Origin of the sequence: Liquorilactobacillus oeni DSM 19972, assembly GCF_001436275.1 — a bacterium.
GTDB classification, from domain to species: Bacteria; Bacillota; Bacilli; order Lactobacillales; family Lactobacillaceae; genus Liquorilactobacillus; species Liquorilactobacillus oeni.
In genome coordinates, this window is sequence record NZ_AZEH01000039.1 from 595495 (window position 1) to 614067 (window position 18573).

17 protein-coding genes are annotated in these 18573 nt (G+C 38.8%); all 17 read right to left on the reverse strand.

Annotated elements, in window-relative coordinates; all coding sequences use genetic code 11:
- Window positions 1–111 precede the first annotated feature (111 nt).
- The 17 genes from ileS to FD46_RS08005 all read right to left on the reverse strand — a co-directional run bounded on the left by ileS (window position 112) and on the right by FD46_RS08005 (window position 18571).
- Window positions 112–2907 (reverse strand): isoleucine--tRNA ligase, encoded by a 2796-nt coding sequence (gene ileS / locus FD46_RS07925; RefSeq protein ID WP_057896614.1) that lies wholly within the window; start codon window positions 2905–2907, stop codon window positions 112–114.
- A 269-nt stretch (window positions 2908–3176) separates the two neighbouring features.
- Window positions 3177–3908 carry a DivIVA domain-containing protein gene (locus tag FD46_RS07930; protein WP_057896615.1) on the reverse strand — a complete coding sequence of 244 codons (732 nt, stop codon included), beginning with the start codon at window positions 3906–3908 and terminating at the stop codon, window positions 3177–3179.
- 24 nt (window positions 3909–3932) lie between these two features.
- Window positions 3933–4718: a YlmH family RNA-binding protein gene (locus FD46_RS07935; protein ID WP_057896616.1), complete on the reverse strand. Its 786-nt coding sequence runs from the start codon at window positions 4716–4718 to the stop codon at window positions 3933–3935.
- A 12-nt stretch (window positions 4719–4730) separates the two neighbouring features.
- Window positions 4731–5009, reverse strand: a complete 279-nt coding sequence (locus tag FD46_RS07940) for a YggT family protein (RefSeq protein WP_057896872.1) — start codon at window positions 5007–5009, stop codon at window positions 4731–4733.
- Between the two features lie 14 nt (window positions 5010–5023).
- Entirely contained in the window at window positions 5024–5449 is a 426-nt protein-coding gene (locus tag FD46_RS07945) for a cell division protein SepF (RefSeq protein ID WP_057896617.1), read from the reverse strand.
- Between the two features lie 34 nt (window positions 5450–5483).
- The gene (ftsZ, locus tag FD46_RS07950) at window positions 5484–6740 is read right to left on the reverse strand and encodes a cell division protein FtsZ (RefSeq protein ID WP_057896618.1); all 1257 of its coding nucleotides are present in this window, start codon (window positions 6738–6740) and stop codon (window positions 5484–5486) included.
- Between the two features lie 21 nt (window positions 6741–6761).
- Window positions 6762–8090: a cell division protein FtsA gene (gene ftsA, locus FD46_RS07955; protein WP_057896619.1), complete on the reverse strand. Its 1329-nt coding sequence runs from the start codon at window positions 8088–8090 to the stop codon at window positions 6762–6764.
- A 146-nt stretch (window positions 8091–8236) separates the two neighbouring features.
- A complete protein-coding gene (locus tag FD46_RS07960) occupies window positions 8237–9085 on the reverse strand; it encodes a cell division protein FtsQ/DivIB (protein WP_057896620.1) in 849 nt (282 codons plus the stop codon).
- 24 nt (window positions 9086–9109) lie between these two features.
- Window positions 9110–10204: an undecaprenyldiphospho-muramoylpentapeptide beta-N-acetylglucosaminyltransferase gene (gene murG / locus FD46_RS07965; protein ID WP_057896621.1), complete on the reverse strand. Its 1095-nt coding sequence runs from the start codon at window positions 10202–10204 to the stop codon at window positions 9110–9112.
- 1 nt (window position 10205) lies between these two features.
- The gene (gene murD / locus FD46_RS07970; protein WP_057896622.1) at window positions 10206–11579 is read right to left on the reverse strand and encodes a UDP-N-acetylmuramoyl-L-alanine--D-glutamate ligase; all 1374 of its coding nucleotides are present in this window, start codon (window positions 11577–11579) and stop codon (window positions 10206–10208) included.
- 52 nt (window positions 11580–11631) lie between these two features.
- On the reverse strand, window positions 11632–12594 hold the full coding sequence (gene mraY / locus FD46_RS07975; RefSeq protein ID WP_057896623.1) for a phospho-N-acetylmuramoyl-pentapeptide-transferase: 963 nt from the start codon (window positions 12592–12594) through the stop codon (window positions 11632–11634).
- The gene (locus FD46_RS07980; protein ID WP_057896624.1) at window positions 12595–14082 is read right to left on the reverse strand and encodes a UDP-N-acetylmuramoyl-L-alanyl-D-glutamate--2,6-diaminopimelate ligase; all 1488 of its coding nucleotides are present in this window, start codon (window positions 14080–14082) and stop codon (window positions 12595–12597) included.
- A gap of 16 nt (window positions 14083–14098) precedes the next feature.
- On the reverse strand, window positions 14099–16252 hold the full coding sequence (locus FD46_RS07985) for a penicillin-binding transpeptidase domain-containing protein (protein ID WP_057896625.1): 2154 nt from the start codon (window positions 16250–16252) through the stop codon (window positions 14099–14101).
- The gene (ftsL, locus tag FD46_RS07990) at window positions 16249–16620 is read right to left on the reverse strand and encodes a cell division protein FtsL (protein ID WP_057896626.1); all 372 of its coding nucleotides are present in this window, start codon (window positions 16618–16620) and stop codon (window positions 16249–16251) included. The genes FD46_RS07985 and ftsL overlap by 4 nt, the downstream gene beginning before the upstream one ends.
- Before the next feature lie 32 nt (window positions 16621–16652).
- Window positions 16653–17603 (reverse strand): 16S rRNA (cytosine(1402)-N(4))-methyltransferase RsmH, encoded by a 951-nt coding sequence (gene rsmH / locus FD46_RS07995; protein WP_057896627.1) that lies wholly within the window; start codon window positions 17601–17603, stop codon window positions 16653–16655.
- 14 nt (window positions 17604–17617) lie between these two features.
- Window positions 17618–18049 (reverse strand): division/cell wall cluster transcriptional repressor MraZ, encoded by a 432-nt coding sequence (gene mraZ, locus FD46_RS08000; RefSeq protein WP_057896628.1) that lies wholly within the window; start codon window positions 18047–18049, stop codon window positions 17618–17620.
- A gap of 159 nt (window positions 18050–18208) precedes the next feature.
- Window positions 18209–18571 (reverse strand): DUF3397 family protein, encoded by a 363-nt coding sequence (locus FD46_RS08005; RefSeq protein WP_057896629.1) that lies wholly within the window; start codon window positions 18569–18571, stop codon window positions 18209–18211.
- Window positions 18572–18573 lie beyond the last annotated feature (2 nt).

Consider the following 18573-nt stretch of genomic DNA (forward strand, 5'->3'; position numbering starts at 1 on the left):
TTTAAAAAATACACTTTAATAAACAATAAGTTTCCCATAGTTTACTCCTGGTTAATATAATTAGGAATTCACTGTTTGTGATTAAAAACCGTAACTGAGTAGCCGTCAGTCTTATTCTGTTAATCCTTCTGTCACAGCCTCAGGATAATCAGCTTTTACCAAAGCTGCACAACTTGCACATAGTAACGGCAAGTTATTATCTACACCAACGTCTTGTCTAATCATACGGCAACGCGGACAAACTTTACCTTCGGCATGTTCTACCAAAATAGAAAGATCGCGATACTGTTTTGCTTTTGCAGGTGCATCTGCAAGGTTCTTGATGTCGAGTGCAGATACAATCAAGACCTGACGAACATCGCTTGTAAGCTCAGAAAGCAGTTTTTTAGTATTTTCATCAACATAAAGTGTAACATGCGCTTCAAACGATTTACCAATCAGTTTTTGATCACGTGCAACCTCTAAAGCCTTCAAAACCTCTGAACGAATCTTAAGAAATACTTCCCAATTTTCATTAATCTTCTTTTCAGCATTAAAATGCTTAACCTCAGGCATTTCAGCCAGTTGAACGTAGTCTTCAGGTTCCTTAAGATAATTCCAAATTTCTTCTGTAGTATGCGGCAAAATAGGTGTCAAAAGCTTGGTAAGTCTGACAACAATATCATACAAAACAGTCTGCATTGAACGGCGTTTAATTGCATCAGCACTTTCAATATAAACGACATCCTTTGCAATATCCAAATAGAAAGCTGAAAGCTCCACAGAAACAAAATTAATAAGTTTCTTATAAATATCCATAAAATCATAGGTCGCATAGTCATCAAGAACTTCTTTTGTAAACTTATTGATCTTAATCTCCATATATTGATCCAATGGTTCCATATTATCAAACGCAACCGTATCATTTGCTGGATCAAAGTCCGTAGTATTAGCCAACATGAAACGAATAGTATTACGAATCTTACGATACGATTCTGAAATTTGTTTGAAGCTATCCATCGAAACACGAACGTCTGCTGAAGAATCAACACTCAATACCCAAAGACGAATAATTTCTGCGCCCATTTGCTTAATTACTTTAGAAGGAACAATCGTATTTCCCAACGATTTACTCATCTTGCGCCCTTCACCATCAAGGGTGAAACCTTGCGAAAGAATCTGTTTGTAAGGAGCCTGTCCAGAAAACGCGACACTTGTGATCAAACTTGAATTAAACCAACCGCGATACTGATCAGAACCTTCAAGATACAAATCACTAGGATAGGTTAAATAGTCGCGTTGTGCTAAAACACCTTGATGAGAAGAACCAGAATCAAACCAAACATCCATGATATCTGTTTCTTTCATAAACTTGCCATGAGGGGAATGTTCACTAGTAAATCCTTCTGGCAGCAAGTCTTTTGCTTCATGTTGGAACCAAATGTTTGAACCATATTTTTCAACTAGTTCAGCTACGTGAGCCACAGTCTCCTTAGTAATGATTGCTTCGCCATCTTCACCATAAAAAATTGGTAGCGGAACTCCCCAGACACGTTGGCGTGAGATAACCCAGTCTCCTCTATCGCGAATCATATTGTGCAGTCTTTTTTGACCCCAATCAGGGAAAAATTTAACTCCATCAATTGCATCTAAAATTTTAGCACGAATTTTACCTACTGAAGCAAACCACTGCGGTGTCGCTCTGAAAATAATTGGTTTTTTGGTTCTCCAATCAAATGGGTAACTATGTTCCAAAGGCATAAACTTCAATAAATCTCCTGAAGCTTTCAATTTATCGAGAGAAATCTGATTAGCATCTTCATAAAAAACATGGGCAAAATCTGGACCTGCATCCTCAGTCATATAACCCTTGTCATCTACAGGTACGTAGATGTCCAAGCCGTATTGCTTACCTACATTAAAGTCATCTTCCCCAAAACCAGGAGCAGTATGAACTAATCCGGTACCAGAATCAAGTGTAACAAAATCTCCAATCATAGTTAGAAGCTTGCGTTTTGGATAGAATGGATGCTGCGTTGTAATATATTCCAGCTCTGACCCTTTAACCTGTTTGACAATCTCATACTTTTTCCAACCAAATAATTCTGCACAATTTTGGACTAATTGAGTTGCAATTACATATTTTTTGCTAACCCCTTCAGGTTTAACAACTGCATAGTCAAAGTCTTTGTCAACTGTAATCCCTTCTGAAGCAGGAATTGTCCACGGAGTAGTTGTCCAGACTACCATGTATGTGTCTGTATCCAAAACTCCTTTGCCATCAACAACTTGTTCCCCATAAAAAGCAGAGGGCGATGTAACATTGTGATATTCTACTTCAGCTTCAGCCAATGCCGATTCAGAAGACCATGACCAAAAAACCGGTTTTTTACCTTTGTAAATCAAACCAAGTTCTGCCATCTTGCCAAAAACACGAATTTCCTGAGCCTCAAATGTTGGATCAAGAGTCAAGTAAGGATTGTCCCATTCTCCTGCAACACCAAGCCGCTTAAAGTCTTTCCTTTGCTTGTCAACTTGTTCCAAAGCATATTCGCGGCATTTTTCCCGAAAATCAGCAATTGATAAAGCCTTGCGGTCAACACCTGCCTTCTTCAGCTGCTGTTCAATCGGCAGGCCATGAGTATCCCAACCGGGAACATACGGTGCACGAAAACCTGTCATTGACTTGGAACGCACAATAAAGTCTTTCGTAATTTTGTTAAGTGCATGCCCCATATGAATATTTCCGTTCGCATATGGAGGCCCATCATGCAGGATGAAACTTGGTTTACCCTCATTTAACTTTTGACGCCTTTCATAAACCTTGTTTTCTTCCCATTCACTTTGTCTTTGTACTTCACGTACTGGCAAGTTCCCGCGCATTGGAAACTTAGTCTTCCCCAAATTCAACGTTTCTTTGATTCTCATATAGTTTTCCTCTTTCCTCTTAAAATTTTATAAAAAAAAAGACTTCAACCCTGCAAGGGACGAAATCTTCGTGTTACCACCCAAATTTAAGAAGGCTAATAAATAGCCCTCTCCTCAAAAATGATTAACGCTCATTGCTCGGACAGCCCTACTGTAATTCAAACCGCCACAAAAAAGATGATAAGTACTATGGCACCAAAATCACTGATCTTTCACCAGCCATCAGCTCGCTTTAGCAGCACCTTAACACTGTTATTCCTTTTCTAGTTTCACTTATTTTTTTGAGTATCTGAAGCTGCTTCATCAAAATGCTGACCGCCATCTTCTTCAGGAAAAATAACAACTGCTTTATTTTCCTGCTTGTTTTCCTGTTTGTTATCAGCATTTTCCTGCTTCTCTTGCTCTTCAATGTTTGAAAATGATTTTACTTCTTTTGCACTCTTTTTGTCAAGGTCTTCATCTCTTCTGATAACTTCTTGTATTTCCTCGTAACTGCTGGTATCGCCTTGCTTTAAAATATCGTCCCATTCACTGCCCTTGACTACTTCAAGTTGCGATTCCATCATAACTTGAAGCTTTTGCCTGAAAATACGCGCTTGCTTCTTCAGATCATCTGTTTCAAAAATCAAGCGTTTTGCCTTTTGTGAGGCTTCTTCAATAATATGATGAGCTTTTTCGTTTGCTTGGTCCACAACGTCTTTAGCCTGCTTTTGTGCCTCATGGTTAATAATCTCAGCTTCGCGTTGAGAATTAGCCTTAACTTTATCCGCAGCTTCTTGTGCAACAATGATTGATTGGTTTAAAGAGTCTTTCAAATCATTAAAATATTTAAGCTTTTCTTCGTTTTGCTTTAAACCCCCAGCCAAGTGTTCATTTTCCTTGAGGTTTAACTCATAGTCTTTAATAATCTGGTCTAAAAAGTCATTTACTTCATCTTGATCATAACCGCGCAGTTTGACGCGAAATTCTTTGTTGTGAATATCTAATGGGGTCAAAGTCATATCCCCAACACCTCCATGTATGTATTATTTTTTTAAAACAGCAACAGTAACACGGATCTTTCCTTTTTTTGAGATACCTTGGACTGTTTTAAGTTTAAAACGTCCATAACCACGTACAGAAACAATGTCAAAAACTGCAAGCTCTTGGTCCGGTTTATCTAACAGCATCCAGTTCATGTGAATAAGCTCAGCATTTAAAATATCCTTGGCATGTTTGCGGGACAAATGGTATACCGCAGCAACCAAGACATCTACTCTCAAAGAACTAACTGTTAGTTGAATTTCTTCCCATTCATCACGATGTACAACTAATGAAGCAGGTTCAAGCAAATTAAAACGGACCCTGATTTTACCAACACTTTCAACCTGTGTTTGTAGAAAATTACCAAAATGTGCATCCATAATAAGCTGCCAACGCTTGCCATCGGTTATGATATCACCCAAAACGTTTCTCTTAATCCCCGAGTTCATCAATGCCCCTAATATTTGGGAATGTTTCAAGGACGCAAACTTGATTGGATATTTAACTTCAAACAGCGAAAGTTCATAATCTGCAAGAGTTGGTTGATAATAAGCAGGATAGAAAAGAACCCTTTTTCGTTCTGCATCAGGAACTAACCCTTCACTAGACATTTTAATCTGTCCATTTTCGTTAACAAGTGTTTTCGCAATAAACCTTTCACGCGGGTTCAAAAAATGCGAGAGGATAGGCCTATATTCAGACTGTGCTTGTGAAATAAGATCTGCAATTTCAGAAACAGTTGCACCTTCATCAGGCCTGAAGTGCTGATAAATCGTTTCATTTACCATAGTGACCTTCCTCTAAAAAATTATTCCCATGGAACTGAAAATCGAAGTTAAGACTAAGTTTATTCCATTTTGAATAAACTGCAATGCAATTAACGCAATGATTGGTGAAAAGCTTATTCCTCCAATTGGTGGAATAAAACGGTCAAAAAAAGCTAAATAAGGGTCACAAAAACGTGCTAAAAAGAGACCGAGCTTAGATTGCAGGGCTCCCGGAAACCAGCTCATTAAGACATACACCACCAACGCAAGAGAGTAAAGTTGAAACAGACGGTTAACAATTGTTAAGATAATCAATTCTCATACTCCTAATAATTAAAATCAGATTCCGTAAAATCCGCAGTAACATTACCTTCTACAACAAAATCACGCGGTGTACACAAGAAAATATGTTCTCCAACCCGCTGAATTTCTCCTTGAATTGCAAACACAGTGCCTGTCAGAAAATCCACAACCCGCTGTGCCTGTTCTTCATCCATTCTTTGAAAATTAATGACAGCAGCCTGTTCATTGAGCAAGCGTGTTGCAATGGATTTAACGTCAGAATAGACCCGCGGTTCAAACAAAGCAATCTTTTTTTCTACCATTTCTTGTCTTTTTCCATTTAGAGAAACAATTTTTTGACTTTGAGAAAAGTCAGCAGAAGATTCATTTTCTTCTTTAGAAGTCCCTTCTTCATCATATTCATCATCAGCCATTCCGAAAAAGCGGCTTAGTTTATTACCTAAAGCCATTCCAACACCTCCTTATTTTTTACCATTTTTAATACTATTTACGTCTATGACGGAAAAATGGTGGTGTATTCAAACCGCCATCTTCAGTCTCATCATCTTTGGCAGTATCAGCTTTGAAGATATCAAATTTCTTTTTCTTTACATTTTGAAACTCATCAGCTCTTTCAGAATTTTCCACAGGTCGTTCTCCTGTAATTTCTCGACGTAAATCCCAATCTTTGAGCGGATCATTATTTTGCTGAGAAGTGCTTGTTTTAGCTGCTGAATTCAACCTAGCATTATTGTCGCCAACACTGCTATTCAACCGCTTATGTCGAGCCGCCCTTTCTTCTTTTTTCTTATCAATACCGGTTGCAATTACTGTGACAACTACCTGATCTTCAAGATCTTCATTAATCGAAGTTCCAAAAATAATGTTAACATCACTAGTTGCAGCCTGTGCTACAATATCAGAAGCATCTTGTGCTTCAAACAAACTAAGATCCGGGCCACCTGTAATGTTAAGCAAGACCTGTTCAGCACCATCAATTGAAACTTCAAGCAACGGTGAAGAAATTGCTTTTTTGGTTGCTTCCGCAGTACGATTTTCCCCATTAGCAGAACCAATTCCCATCAAAGCAGAGCCTTGATTTTCCATAACAGTTTTTACATCTGCAAAATCCAAATTGACATAACCAGGTGAAGTGATCAAATCTGAAATTCCTTGAACACCTTGACGCAAAACATTGTCAGCTTCTTTGAAGGCTTCAAGCATTGGTGTCTTTTTATCAACAATTTCAAGCAAACGGTTATTGGCAATGATAACAAGAGTATCAACATGCTCTTTCATCTGCGCAACACCCTCAGCAGCATAGCGTGCTCGTTTTGGTCCTTCAAAACTAAATGGACGGGTAACAACACCGACAGTTAATGCACCTTGATCTTTTGCAACTTTAGCAATGATCGGAGCAGCCCCTGTACCTGTACCGCCACCCATTCCAGCAGTCACAAAAATCATATCTGCCCCTTGAAGTGCCTCAGCCAAAGCTTCTTCGCTTTCTTGAGCTGCTTTATTCCCAATTTCAGGATTAGAGCCGGCTCCCAGGCCCCTCGTAAGTTTCGGCCCTAACTGAATCTTTGTTTCTGCATTTGAGCTTTTAAGTGCTTGAACATCTGTATTTGCGACGATAAATTCTACGCCTTTAACGTCATCTGCAATCATTCGGTTAACGGCATTGCCGCCAGCACCGCCGACCCCAATAACCTTAATCGTTGCTCCTGTGTTTTCGTTTGCATCAAGTGAGAATTCCATTGCATTTCCCTCCAATTAAAATCAGTCAAAAAAAGTATTAAAGAAGTTTTTGAGGCCTTCAAATGCACCGCTTTTACTTTGTTTCTTTTGTTTACTTTCAGCTTTTTTACCGTCAAAATCAACTTTAACGAGCTGAGGGTTATTTGTCTCTTCTGCTTTTTGAGAAACTTGTTTAACATTACCACTAAGAGCACTTTTGACAACAACCTCAATCTCACTGCGAATAGTCATATACTGTATCAACCCGATTGCTTGTGCAAATGAAGGATGCCGCAGTCCCATCTGCTGTGGAATAAAAATCCTGATATTCACATCAAAAATATCTTCAGCTAATTCCTTTACACCCGGCAACGCAGCCACACCCCCGGTAATTACAATTCCACCCGGCAGGCCAAGAGCGTTAACTTGAACGAGTGCATTCTTTAACTTAGTGAAAATCTGTGTAAGGCGTGCCTCGATGATTTCACCTAAATATTCACCGCTGATTTGCACTGTGTCTGTTTTTCCCACTACCTCTACTGGGAAAAGATCATCCTTTGATGCAAGATAACTTGCTGCATAACCATAATTACGTTTAACTTTTTCTGCATTTTCGAGAGAAGTATTTAATACAACTGAAATGTCTTTTGTGATAAATTTGCCGCCCTCTTGGTCAACATATGTATATTTTAATTTGTGATCATGCACAACAGCAGCAGTTGTCTGGCCGCCGCCCAAATCAAGCAATACAGTTCCAAAATCCCGTTCACCATCACTTAAAGCAACAGTCGAAAGTGCCAGAGGAGCAACCAAGGTATCCTTAACGTTCAAACCAGCCATTTGAACACACTTCAAAGTATTGTGAAGAATCGTCTTCGGTCCAGTGTATACAACACCCTTCATTTCAAGCCGTACACCGATCATTCCACGAGGATCTTTTATACCGTCAAATCCGTCTACGATAAATTCATCAGGAAGAACATCGATTATATCTCTTTCAGGAGGCAATTTTTGTGTCAAAGCAGCTTTAGTTACACTATAGACGTCGTCATTATTAATTTCTTTTGAATTTCCATTTTCATCACCAATAGCGATCATTCCGCTACATGGCACTATTTCAAGTAAATCAGCAGGGATTCCTACAATGACATCAGAAATCTGAATATTTGCTTTTTGTTCAGCTTGCGCAACAGCCTTTTTGATTGCCGTGACCGCACGATCAATGTCTACGATAACTCCACGGCTCAAACCATCTGAGCGTTCACTTCCAACTCCGATGATATTTAGCTGATTTTTCACATATTCTGCTACGATCACTTTAATCGAAGTCGTACCGATATCAAGTCCAACATATATCCCAGAATTTTCCATTGGTTGAGCCCCCTTTTCTTTATTATTTCTAATCAGCATTAACAATATTTTACTCAAACCGATTAATTAAATTTTACCACACTGTTTATTATTTATACACTTCTCAGTGCTATATTTGAATATTTGATATCTATTTGTAAATTTTTTTATTTCTTAGGATAAGAAAATGCACCAACTTCAAAATCAACAACAATTTTTTGCGTTGCTTTTGCTTTTATACTGGAATAATACGGCATCTTTTGTGCAAAAGTAGAAATAGTTGCTATAACCTCATTCCCATCGTTCATATAAACTTGAATACGTTGAGGATTAACTGCTGAAGGTGCATAATGCACTTCAGAAACAGCTCCAGTCAATTTTGTTGGTAGCTTTTTCATCTGGTTAGCCAAAGAAACCAACTGACGGGAATTACCAAACCCCGAATAAACTGGATAATTATCCTCAGGCTGGTTTCGAGCCAACTTTGAAACTTTTCCGCTTTGAGTAACAGAATAATACCTGTTTTTGTCTAGCACATAACCGCTAATAGTGTTGGGGATAACTTTGATTTTAACTGTAGTCCATTGATATTTAAATTCAGCGTTTTTGATTTCGGCAACCGTATTGGTAATATTCTCTGTCATTTTTTTCTGCATAAAAATTACTTTTAACAACTGATCTTCTTTTTTCACTCCGCTTGCTGCCAGCGCAGCATTTTCGGTTTGCAAATCCATCCCAGATACTTCGATTTTTTGTACCCGGCTAACCGGCAGGATAAAATATAAGGAAATGAGTGCCATCGTGACAAAAAATAATAGGTTAAAAAAGAGCTGCCGTCGCAGTACCTTATTTCTTTGCCTAACAAGTCTAGGCAGTTTATCGCCGATCCTTTTTTTCCTTTTTAAGGGTAATTGTTTTCCAACCCTTTTCGTTCGTCGCTCTTTTTGCACCCTTTCCCATGGAGTAAGAGGCTGGTCCGAGACATTATTTTTTTTTAAAAATTTTCTCCGTTTCATTTATGACCAACCCCCCTTTGAAAATTAATGGGCTGCTATCAGTTGCTGCAGCTGTTTTTCAATTCTCGTTGCAGCATCTGGAACACCAGCTTCTTTTGCCTTCTTTGACATTGCTTTTCTTAACTGATCATTTCGGAACAACTCATCAATTGCTCCAGCCAGCCTGGCACCCGTTAAATCTTTTTCAGCAATCATTTTCGCAGCACCAATCTCAACTAAACTTTGAGCATTATGTGTTTGATGATCATGTGTTACGTAAGGACTTGGAATTAATACTGAAGGAATTCCCAAAGCAGTGATTTCTGCTAAACTAGTGGCACCCGCTCTGCCAACAATACAGGTAATTTCCGGTAAGATTCCCGGCATATCAGGAAGATATGGCTTGATCAAGACATTTTGCGGAATCTCAGCGCCGACTTGACGCATAATTTTATCGTAATGAACGCTTCCCGTAACGAAAAGAATTTGATATTCTTTGTTTCCAAAAAATTTAAAAGCTTCTACGCTGGCTTCGTTAATTCTGCGTGCTCCACGTGAACCGCCAAAAATAAGTACAGTTTTTTTTGTAGGATCCAAGCCTAAAGCCCGCAGCTTTCCAGAAGGTACAATGTCTGCAACCTGCTGTGCCCTAGGATTGCCAGTAAAAATAACCTTTTTAGCTGGAAATTCTTTTTCAGCCTGTTTAAAGCAAATCCCGATCTTATCAACAAAGTGGCTGAGAAATTTATTTGTGATTCCGGCAATACTATTTTGCTCATGGATAAAAGTTGGAATTTTCAACCGCGCTGCAGCATAGACAACGGCACCGCAAACATAACCGCCCGTCCCAACAACTACTTCCGGTTTAAAGTCTTTAATTATTTTTTTTGCATCATGCACACTTTTAAGAAAAAGATAGACTGTTTTAAAATTTTCTAGTGATAGCGAACGTTTAAAGCCTTGGATTTTGATTGTCCTAAAAGCAATTCCGGCCGCAGGAACTATTTTGTTTTCCAACCCTTTATGAGTTCCAACATATAAAACTTCTGTTTGCGGATCATGTTTTTTCAGAGCTTCAATCAGTGCAAGTGCCGGATAAATATGGCCGCCAGTTCCCCCGCCAGAGATCAAAATACGCATCTTACCTTACCTCCACTTGTTTTTGAAGTTTCGTCACCGCGGTAATAAACATATCTCCTCGAACTTCAAAAGTTGGATACTGGTCCCAACTGGCACAAGCTGGTGAAAGTAACACAATATCACCTTTTTTGCTCATTTTATATGCCAGAGGTACCGCAGTAACAACATCCTTAGTATGCAGAATTTTTTTCACGCCAGCTGATTCAGCTGCTGCTGCAACCAAGTCAGCAGTTTGACCAAAGACAATCAACCCCCGCAGTTTCTTGAAATATGGCACAAGCCTCTCAAAAGTAAAGCCACGATCAAGCCCACCTGCCAACAAAACCACTGGTGCACTGAAACCAGCCAGTGCCTTTTCAGTTGCTTCCATATTAGTAGCCTTTGAATCGTTATAAAACTTTCTGTCATTAATCGTTGTGACATATTGTGTACGATGTCTTACACCGGAAAAAGTCTTCAAAACTTCCACAATATTTTCAGTGCTTTGCCCCAATAACTTTGCAACTGTCAAAGCAGCTAGTGCATTTTCAATATTGTGATCTCCAGGAACCTTAATTTCAGCTGCCGACATTATTTTTTCTTTTCTAAAATAAAGCCAACCGTCCTTAAGATAGGCTCCCTCTTCACTTTTATCCTGTCGGGAAAAAGGAACTACCTTTGCAGCAGATTGTCTGCTCAGGTCTTGCCATTCAACACTATCCCAATTGACCACAAAAAAATCATTTTTATTTTGATTCATTGTAAGCCGCATCTTTGCCTTAATATAATTTGCACGTGAACCATGATAATCTGTATGGGCTTCATAAATATTAGTTAACACTGCAATGTGAGGATGCAGTTTCGTAATTCCCAGAAGTTGAAAACTCGAAAGCTCAGTAACCATAATATCATCAGGAGTTGCTTTTTGTGCTACTTTACTTGCTGGTATTCCAATATTTCCTGCCAAATAGGCTTTCCCTTTAGTTCTCCCTTGATTTAACATCAGCGAGATCATGGTAGTTGTTGTCGTCTTTCCATTTGTACCTGTCACACCGATCATAGGCGCATCCAGAATCTCGTAAGCAAGTTCAGGCTCTGTAATAATGGGTAAGCCTTGTTTGACTGCAGCCGCAACAAGAACATTATTATAGGGGATTCCAGGATTTTTTACCACTAAGTCCATTCCATCAAGCAGTGAAAGAGGATGCCCGCCTGTCACCAGCCCAATTGCATGCTTTTTAAGTTCAGCAGCTATCTGCGGATCTTTCGGTTCTTTAAGGTCATTGACGGTTACTTTCGCCCCAAGTGTACTTAGCAATTCTGCTGAATTGAAACCGCTCTTTCCTAGCCCGATTACTAATACCTTTTTATTTTCATAAGATGTAATTTTTTTCATCTGCATAGACTTCCTTTTTACAATAAAATTCAATACCTGATTTTTACGTGTATTATAAAATCCACCAAAGAGTAAGGACACCTGCCAACAAGCCCACAAACCAAAAAGTAAAGTCAATTCTCCACTCGCTCCAACCGCTTAATTCGAAATGGTGATGAATCGGGCTCATCTTAAAAATGCGTTTCCCGGTTAATTTGAATGAAGCAACCTGCAATATGACACTCGCAGTCTCAATTACAAAAATAATACCAACAAATAACAACGAAAGTTCGTGGTGTAACAAAATTGAGACAGCTGCTAATGCTCCACCGAGTGCCAATGAACCCATATCTCCCATAAAAATTTTGGCTGGTTTGTGATTGAAAAAAATAAAACCGATTAATGCTCCAATTACAGCAAGGCAAAACAGCAAAACATCATACTGATGCTGAGCACGTGCTATAACTGCATAGGTGCCAAATGCAATAGCAGCTTGACCAGCAACAAGACCGTCAATTCCATCAGTTAGGTTAACTGCATTAGAGAACCCGACTAACCAGATAATGACGAAAAGGACGAAAAGAATTCCTAGGTGAAGCTCCATCCCCAAAAGGTTCAATGAAGCCGGTAATCTTTCATGGGTATAAACAAGCATAAAAATTAAAGCTCCTATAATTTGACCAGCTAATTTTTGACCAGCTTTCAATCCCTCATTTTGCTTCTTCCAAAGTTTAATGGAGTCATCCCAAAATCCCAGCATACCGTATAACAGTAAAATAAAATCAAGTACCAATAACTGAGGTGTTAATTGGTTCCAAAGAAATGGTAGGATAAGACTTGTCAGTAGAATTGCTGTATTAAAGACCAGCCCCCCCATTGTCGGGGTTCCTGCTTTCTTTTCATGCCATTTTGGTCCAACTTCACGGATCATTTGGCCTTGTTTCTTTTTATGCGCATAATCTATAAATAATGGTAGAAAACCAACGGTAATAGCAAAACTTATTAGCATTGCAACCGTCATCTTAAAAATCGACATCTAACTTTCCTGCTCCTTCATCTTAAGTGCCCTTTGTGCCTCTTCAACATCGTCAAAATGGTATTTATGTTCCCCAATAATCTGATAATCTTCATGCCCTTTACCTGCAATCAAAATAATATCTCCTGGAAGCGCATGATTGACTGCAAACTCAATTGCTTTTCGTCTTTTAAGAAAAGTAGGTACTTTTTCCCCTTCAGGAAGACCCGTAAGCATGTCAGCTATAATTTTTTGCGGATCTTCAGAACGCGGATTATCCGACGTAAAAATTGGATAATCACTATGGGCAAGTGCTATTGCCGCCATCTTAGGCCGTTTGCCATGGTCACGATCACCACCGCAGCCAACCACACAAAAAACACGTCCCTTTGCAAAGTCATTGATTGTCTCTAACGCATTCAATAGACTATCCGGCGTATGAGAATAATCAACTATCGCTGCAATTCTTGTAGGAGATGTGATCAGCTGCAGCCTGCCCCTTACACCCGGAAATGATTCCAAAGTACGAATTATCTCTTCTGGATCAAGGCCTGAAGCATACGCTGCAGCTAATGCTGCTAAAATATTATAGACATTAAAAAGCCCCACCATCTTAACTTTTAAATGCCACTTACGTTCAAACAACTGAAGGTCAAAATCGGTACCTTGACTGTGAATGACGATATTAGAGGCTCTAACCATCGCATCTTGTTTGATGCCATAAGTAAGCACCTGCGCAGCTGTGTCATGCTCAAACTGTCGTCCGATTGGATCATCAATATTCAAAACAGCAACCTTAGTATCCCCGTTATGAGTATATGAATTTCCCAGTTGCGAAAAGAGAAGGCTTTTAGCATGGGCATAATTTGCCATAGTCTTATGATAATCCAGATGGTCACGTGTTAAGTTTGTAAAAACTGCAACATCAAAATCTATCCCCCATACTCTGCCCTGTACCAGAGCAATAGAAGAAACTTCCATAGAAACAGTTGACACACCTCGTTCGACCATTTTATTAAGGGTTCGCTGCAACGTTATTATGTCTGGGGTAGTATTTTTCGTTGCTAGAATTTCATCACCGATTTTACGATACATCGTACCGATAAGCCCGGTTTTTTCACCATGTGCACGAAAAATTGCTTCAATAATGTGTGTTACAGTTGTTTTGCCATTTGTACCTGTCACACCAATCATTCGCAATGCCTCACTAGCAGTAGCATAAAAATAGCTGCTCAAAATTGCCATTGCTCTTTTCGTATCCCGCACATAAACCACTGGGACTTCTATACTGCTAAGCTTTTCCTGTGCAATAATCATGCTTGCGCCCTTTTGAACGGCCGTGTCAACTAAAGTATGACCATCAACTTTCGCTCCTTTGACAGCCACAAAAATGCTGTTATCAACTACTTCACGGGTATCTTGTGTCAGAAGTGACACACTGAAGTCTTCGAACCGATTCGGAATAACTTTTTTAAATTTTAAACTATTAATCAACTTACTTGCTTGCATAATTCACCACATCATTCTAATTTAATTGAACTGCTACTTTACTTACATTTACCAAAGATTTATTGGCTGCCACGCTTTGTGAGCTGACATAACCGGAACCTGAAAAATCAAATTCAATTCCTAACAGTTTTCCAAGTTTAGCTACATCGCTGCGCGACCAGCCTGTGATGTCAGGCATTGTTTTTTCACCACCGGTCATGATAATTATCCGTTCACCTGATAATAAAACACTGCCCTGACTCTCAGATTGTGCTAGAATTTTTTTACCGCTGCCGACTTCTACAACAAGCAGTCCTGAGTTGCTCAGTTCTTTTCGAACTGAAGCAGCATTTTTGCCAACCTCATTTTTAAGCACTACTTGATTATTGGAAGAAGAAACGGATTCTTTCTTCTCATCAAGAGCTCTCTTCATTAAAGGATTAAAAACAGAAGCCAGCATTTGTCCAGAAGTATTATTTGCAAATGTTTTAGGCTGTTTCATTACTAAATACAATACATACTGTGGGTCATTAGCTGGGGCAACTCCAACCACTGAAAAAGTATAATTAGTATCACCGGTTAAATAACCTGTACCAGAACTATTGCCAATTTGACCGGTTCCTGTTTTAACCGCAATCGGATAGCCGTCTATTTTAAATGCTGAACCAGTTCCATTTTGATTATAGACAACATCTTGCATCATACTCAACACTTTTTTTGCAGTTGCTTTTTTAATTGGCTGACCCACAACTTTTGTTTTTATTTTAGTGACTGTTTTTCCAGTATTAGGATTAACAACTTTTTTAACAATTTGCGGTTTTACCATTTTACCATTATTAGCTACCGCTGAAAAAGCTTGGATCATCTGAAAAACAGAAACGTTGATTCCTTGACCGTACGCCGTATTTGCCTGTTCAATCGGGTACTTATATTCAATGCTTCCCTTAGTTTCATTCAAAAGTCCGGAATCCGTAGAAGAAAGCAACCCAAATCGATGGATATAGCTTAACCAGCGTTTAGCACCCATTTGCTGTTCCAGATGAGCCATCCCAACATTAGATGAGCGGATAAATGCATCCCTATAAGTAATATTTCCCCATCCATTAGTATCCCAATCATCAACCATTTTACCATCTATCTTGTAAGTCCCCGACTTAAAAGTACTATTTGAGTTATAAATACCGCTGTCAATTGCAGCCGACATGGTTAGAACCTTCATCGTTGAACCCGGTTCAAAACCATCTTCAACCAAAATATTACGCCAAATCTGTCCGACTCCATCTTTAGTTTGTGCATTAAAAGTTGGCCTTTGACTAGCAGCTTTGATTTCTCCGGTATGCGGATCCATTAAAACTGCACTCATTGTTTGAGGATTATATTTGTCTTGAGCCTGTGTCATTAAAGTCTCCAGATAAGTCTGCAGCCTTGAATCAATCGTTGTATAGACATTATCACCATTTTTAGCTTTTCTTGTTTTAACTTTAGAACCTGGAATTGGAGTTCCACGGACATCTTTTTCAAAACTCCTTACCCCATTAACCCCCGAAAGTTGTGTATTAAAAACCTTTTCAAGTCCCATTACTCCAACCATTTTATTTGATTCATTTTCTGCCAAGCCAATAATATGCGAGGCAAAAACACCATTTGGATAAAGACGTGCCTGAGACTCCTTGAAGTTGATTCCTGGTAACCCTGCATCCTCAATCTTTTTCTTAGTTTCAAGTGAAATATTTTTGCCGGCATTTCCTAGCTCAACTTGATAAGTATCCTTATCTGCTGGATTTAAAATCTTTTTTACTTGGTCATAGCCAATAGACAAATTGTTGCTCAGAACTTTGGCAGCTTTATTCTTTTCACTGTCTGCCAAATATTCTCTCTTGCCAAAAGCGACTGCAGTCTTAGAAAGAATTATGTAGACTGTGTAAGTAGAAGTATCCTCAGCAATCGGTTGATTATCCGAGTCATAAATTGTACCTCTTTGTGCCTTAACTTCGGATTTACTGGCATAAAGCTGAGCTGCTTTTTTGGGTAAATTGACATTATTTACACTTTTAAAGGTTGCAATATAAAAAAAGCGACCGATAAATAGTGCGAACAACAGCGCAACAACAAAGAAAATTCCACGTCCATACAATTTTCTGTTAGTTTGCTGTGTTCGCCTATCTATCTGCCGTTTATACTTCCTGCTCATTTTGAAACATTCCTTATATTCTGATCATTCATCTTCAGCCCATTATTTTGAGCAACCTGCATCAAGCGATTTCGACTGGATAATTCGCTGACTTCTTGCTTTGTATCAACATTTTTATTTTGCAAATTAACTATTCCCTGACTAACTTGCTGCAAGTTGTACTGTGCCTTTGAAAGTGTGATTTTTGATGAAATAACGGAGATCATCAGGATCATAACAATAATACTTGCAATTGAAATCCCTAAAATCTCAAGCCTTGAAAATGGAACCCTTCCAGTTTGTAATTCTGGTTTTTTTGTATGTATTGGCCTTGGATTATGTTCAATTTGCGGTTGTGCTTGCATTTGTCTCGCAGTATTTTGTGCCATCTTATCATATCCTTCAAAAAATAATTACTATCCTATTCTTTTATTCGCTTTATTATTCTAAGTTTCGCGGAATGTGCACGACGATTTTTTGCCACTTCTTCTTCGTTTGGAACAATTGGTTTACGCGTTATTAATTTATAATCAGGCTCGTATTCTTTTGGTATCATAGGTAACCCTGGTGGCAAATCAGGCAATGAACTTTCCTCTCTAAAAATTCCTTTGACAAGTCGGTCTTCTAGAGACTGAAAAGTAATTACACTGACCCGTCCGTCAACCTTCAGCAAATCCAATGCCTGTTCCAGAGATTCTTCTAAGGCTCCCAACTCATCATTAACCGCTATTCGAATAGCTTGAAAAACTCTTTTAGCAGGATGCCCGCCTGTTCTGCGTGCACGTGCCGGAATCGCTTCTTTAATCAAATCTACAAGTTCTCCGGTAGTAACAACTCTTTGCAGCGCGCGTCTTTTTTCGATCCTGCGTGCAATTGACTTTGCATATTTTTCCTCACCATAACGGAAAAAAATCCTTACCAGCTCAGAATACGGCCATTCATTAACCACAGTTTGAGCATTCAACTCTTGGCTTTGATCCATTCGCATGTCAAGAGGTGCATCATAGCGGTAGCTAAAACCTCTTTTGGCATCATCAAATTGCGGTGAAGAAACCCCTAGATCATAAACGATCCCATCTACTTCCTTAACGCCATACTTTTTCAGTTCTTCTTTGAGAAATCGAAAATTGGCTTTAATAAAAGTAATCTTTTCTTTACTATCACTTTTGCTGAATCTATCCTGATTGTATGTAATAGCTGTTTGATCCTGATCAAAAGAGTATAGGTGACCTTGCGGCGAGAGCCCTTGCAACAGAAGTTCGCTGTGTCCACCAGCTCCTAATGTACAATCTACATAAGTTCCAGAAGGCTTGACAGCTAATCCAGCAATCGCTTCATGTAACAAAACAGTTTTATGCTTGAAATTTTCCAAAATAACCTCCTATATCAAAGCCCAAAATCAATCATATTTTCGGCAATTTCATCAAAATTTCCTTCAGCTTCGCTTGAGAAATCATCCCAACGCTGCTGTGCCCAAACTTCAAAACGATTCGACACTCCGACTACAACACATTTTTTTGCTAGTGCCGCATGTTCACGCAAAGAACGTGGAATACTAATACGTCCCTGCTTATCAAATTCGCACTCTGTTGCGGCAGAATAAAAAAACCTCACAAAAGCACGCGCATCTTTTTTTGTCAAAGGAAGCTGCTGCAGTTTTTGTTCAAGTTTATCCCACTCACTTTGAGGATAACCAAATAAACAACCATCCATCCCACGAGTGATTACAAATTTCTCTCCCAAGCTTTCACGAAATTTTGCTGGAATAATCAACCGGCCTTTTTCATCGATCGTATGCCGATATTCACCCATAAACATCAAAAGACACCACCTTTGACACTACCATAAACAGATGGTACCACATTCCCCCACTTTAAACCACAAATTTACCACTTTTTACCACATAAAATAAAAAAGTTTAGAAACAACCTAAAGCGGTTATTTCTAAGCTAAATTTTTACATCATTTTATTAATTTTTAAACGAATAATAACACCAATAAGAGTGTGTACAAAAGAAAGACCACGATATCAACAAAACGCCAGTAATGCAGGAAAAACTCCCGATAAACAAGTCTTTTTTCAATAAAAACATACACCAATGTCATCCCAATTCCCAAAAGACCCATCCCCAAAAAAAGATAAGGCAACATTGAAACGTGTAGAATCTCAAGAGAAAGGAGATGAATTCCATATAAAATAAAGACCGTTAAAATATCAACTGGTTTAACTCTTTTTGAAAAAATCCGCGGTTTAAGTCGAAACTTCTTCCATAATCGTAAAACCAGCCAAATTAAGGACAAAAATAACAATTGCCAGTACCACTGAAATATTTTATCCATTT

What these genes read in the sequence shown, in the direction of transcription:
- FD46_RS07985 (WP_057896625.1), bottom strand. Translation starts at nt 16,252, where the DNA reads ATGAGCAGGAAGTATAAACGGCAGATAGATAGGCGAACACAGCAAACT.
- FD46_RS07960 (WP_057896620.1), bottom strand. Translation starts at nt 9,085, where the DNA reads ATGAAACGGAGAAAATTTTTAAAAAAAAATAATGTCTCGGACCAGCCT.
- FD46_RS07980 (WP_057896624.1), bottom strand. Translation starts at nt 14,082, where the DNA reads ATGCAAGCAAGTAAGTTGATTAATAGTTTAAAATTTAAAAAAGTTATT.
- FD46_RS07935 (WP_057896616.1), bottom strand. Translation starts at nt 4,718, where the DNA reads ATGGTAAATGAAACGATTTATCAGCACTTCAGGCCTGATGAAGGTGCA.
- ftsZ (WP_057896618.1), bottom strand. Translation starts at nt 6,740, where the DNA reads ATGGAATTCTCACTTGATGCAAACGAAAACACAGGAGCAACGATTAAG.
- ileS (WP_057896614.1), bottom strand. Translation starts at nt 2,907, where the DNA reads ATGAGAATCAAAGAAACGTTGAATTTGGGGAAGACTAAGTTTCCAATG.
- ftsL (WP_057896626.1), bottom strand. Translation starts at nt 16,620, where the DNA reads ATGGCACAAAATACTGCGAGACAAATGCAAGCACAACCGCAAATTGAA.
- mraZ (WP_057896628.1), bottom strand. Translation starts at nt 18,049, where the DNA reads ATGTTTATGGGTGAATATCGGCATACGATCGATGAAAAAGGCCGGTTG.
- FD46_RS07930 (WP_057896615.1), bottom strand. Translation starts at nt 3,908, where the DNA reads ATGACTTTGACCCCATTAGATATTCACAACAAAGAATTTCGCGTCAAA.
- mraY (WP_057896623.1), bottom strand. Translation starts at nt 12,594, where the DNA reads ATGTCGATTTTTAAGATGACGGTTGCAATGCTAATAAGTTTTGCTATT.
- ftsA (WP_057896619.1), bottom strand. Translation starts at nt 8,090, where the DNA reads ATGGAAAATTCTGGGATATATGTTGGACTTGATATCGGTACGACTTCG.
- FD46_RS08005 (WP_057896629.1), bottom strand. Translation starts at nt 18,571, where the DNA reads ATGGATAAAATATTTCAGTGGTACTGGCAATTGTTATTTTTGTCCTTA.
- FD46_RS07945 (WP_057896617.1), bottom strand. Translation starts at nt 5,449, where the DNA reads ATGGCTTTAGGTAATAAACTAAGCCGCTTTTTCGGAATGGCTGATGAT.
- murD (WP_057896622.1), bottom strand. Translation starts at nt 11,579, where the DNA reads ATGAAAAAAATTACATCTTATGAAAATAAAAAGGTATTAGTAATCGGG.
- murG (WP_057896621.1), bottom strand. Translation starts at nt 10,204, where the DNA reads ATGCGTATTTTGATCTCTGGCGGGGGAACTGGCGGCCATATTTATCCG.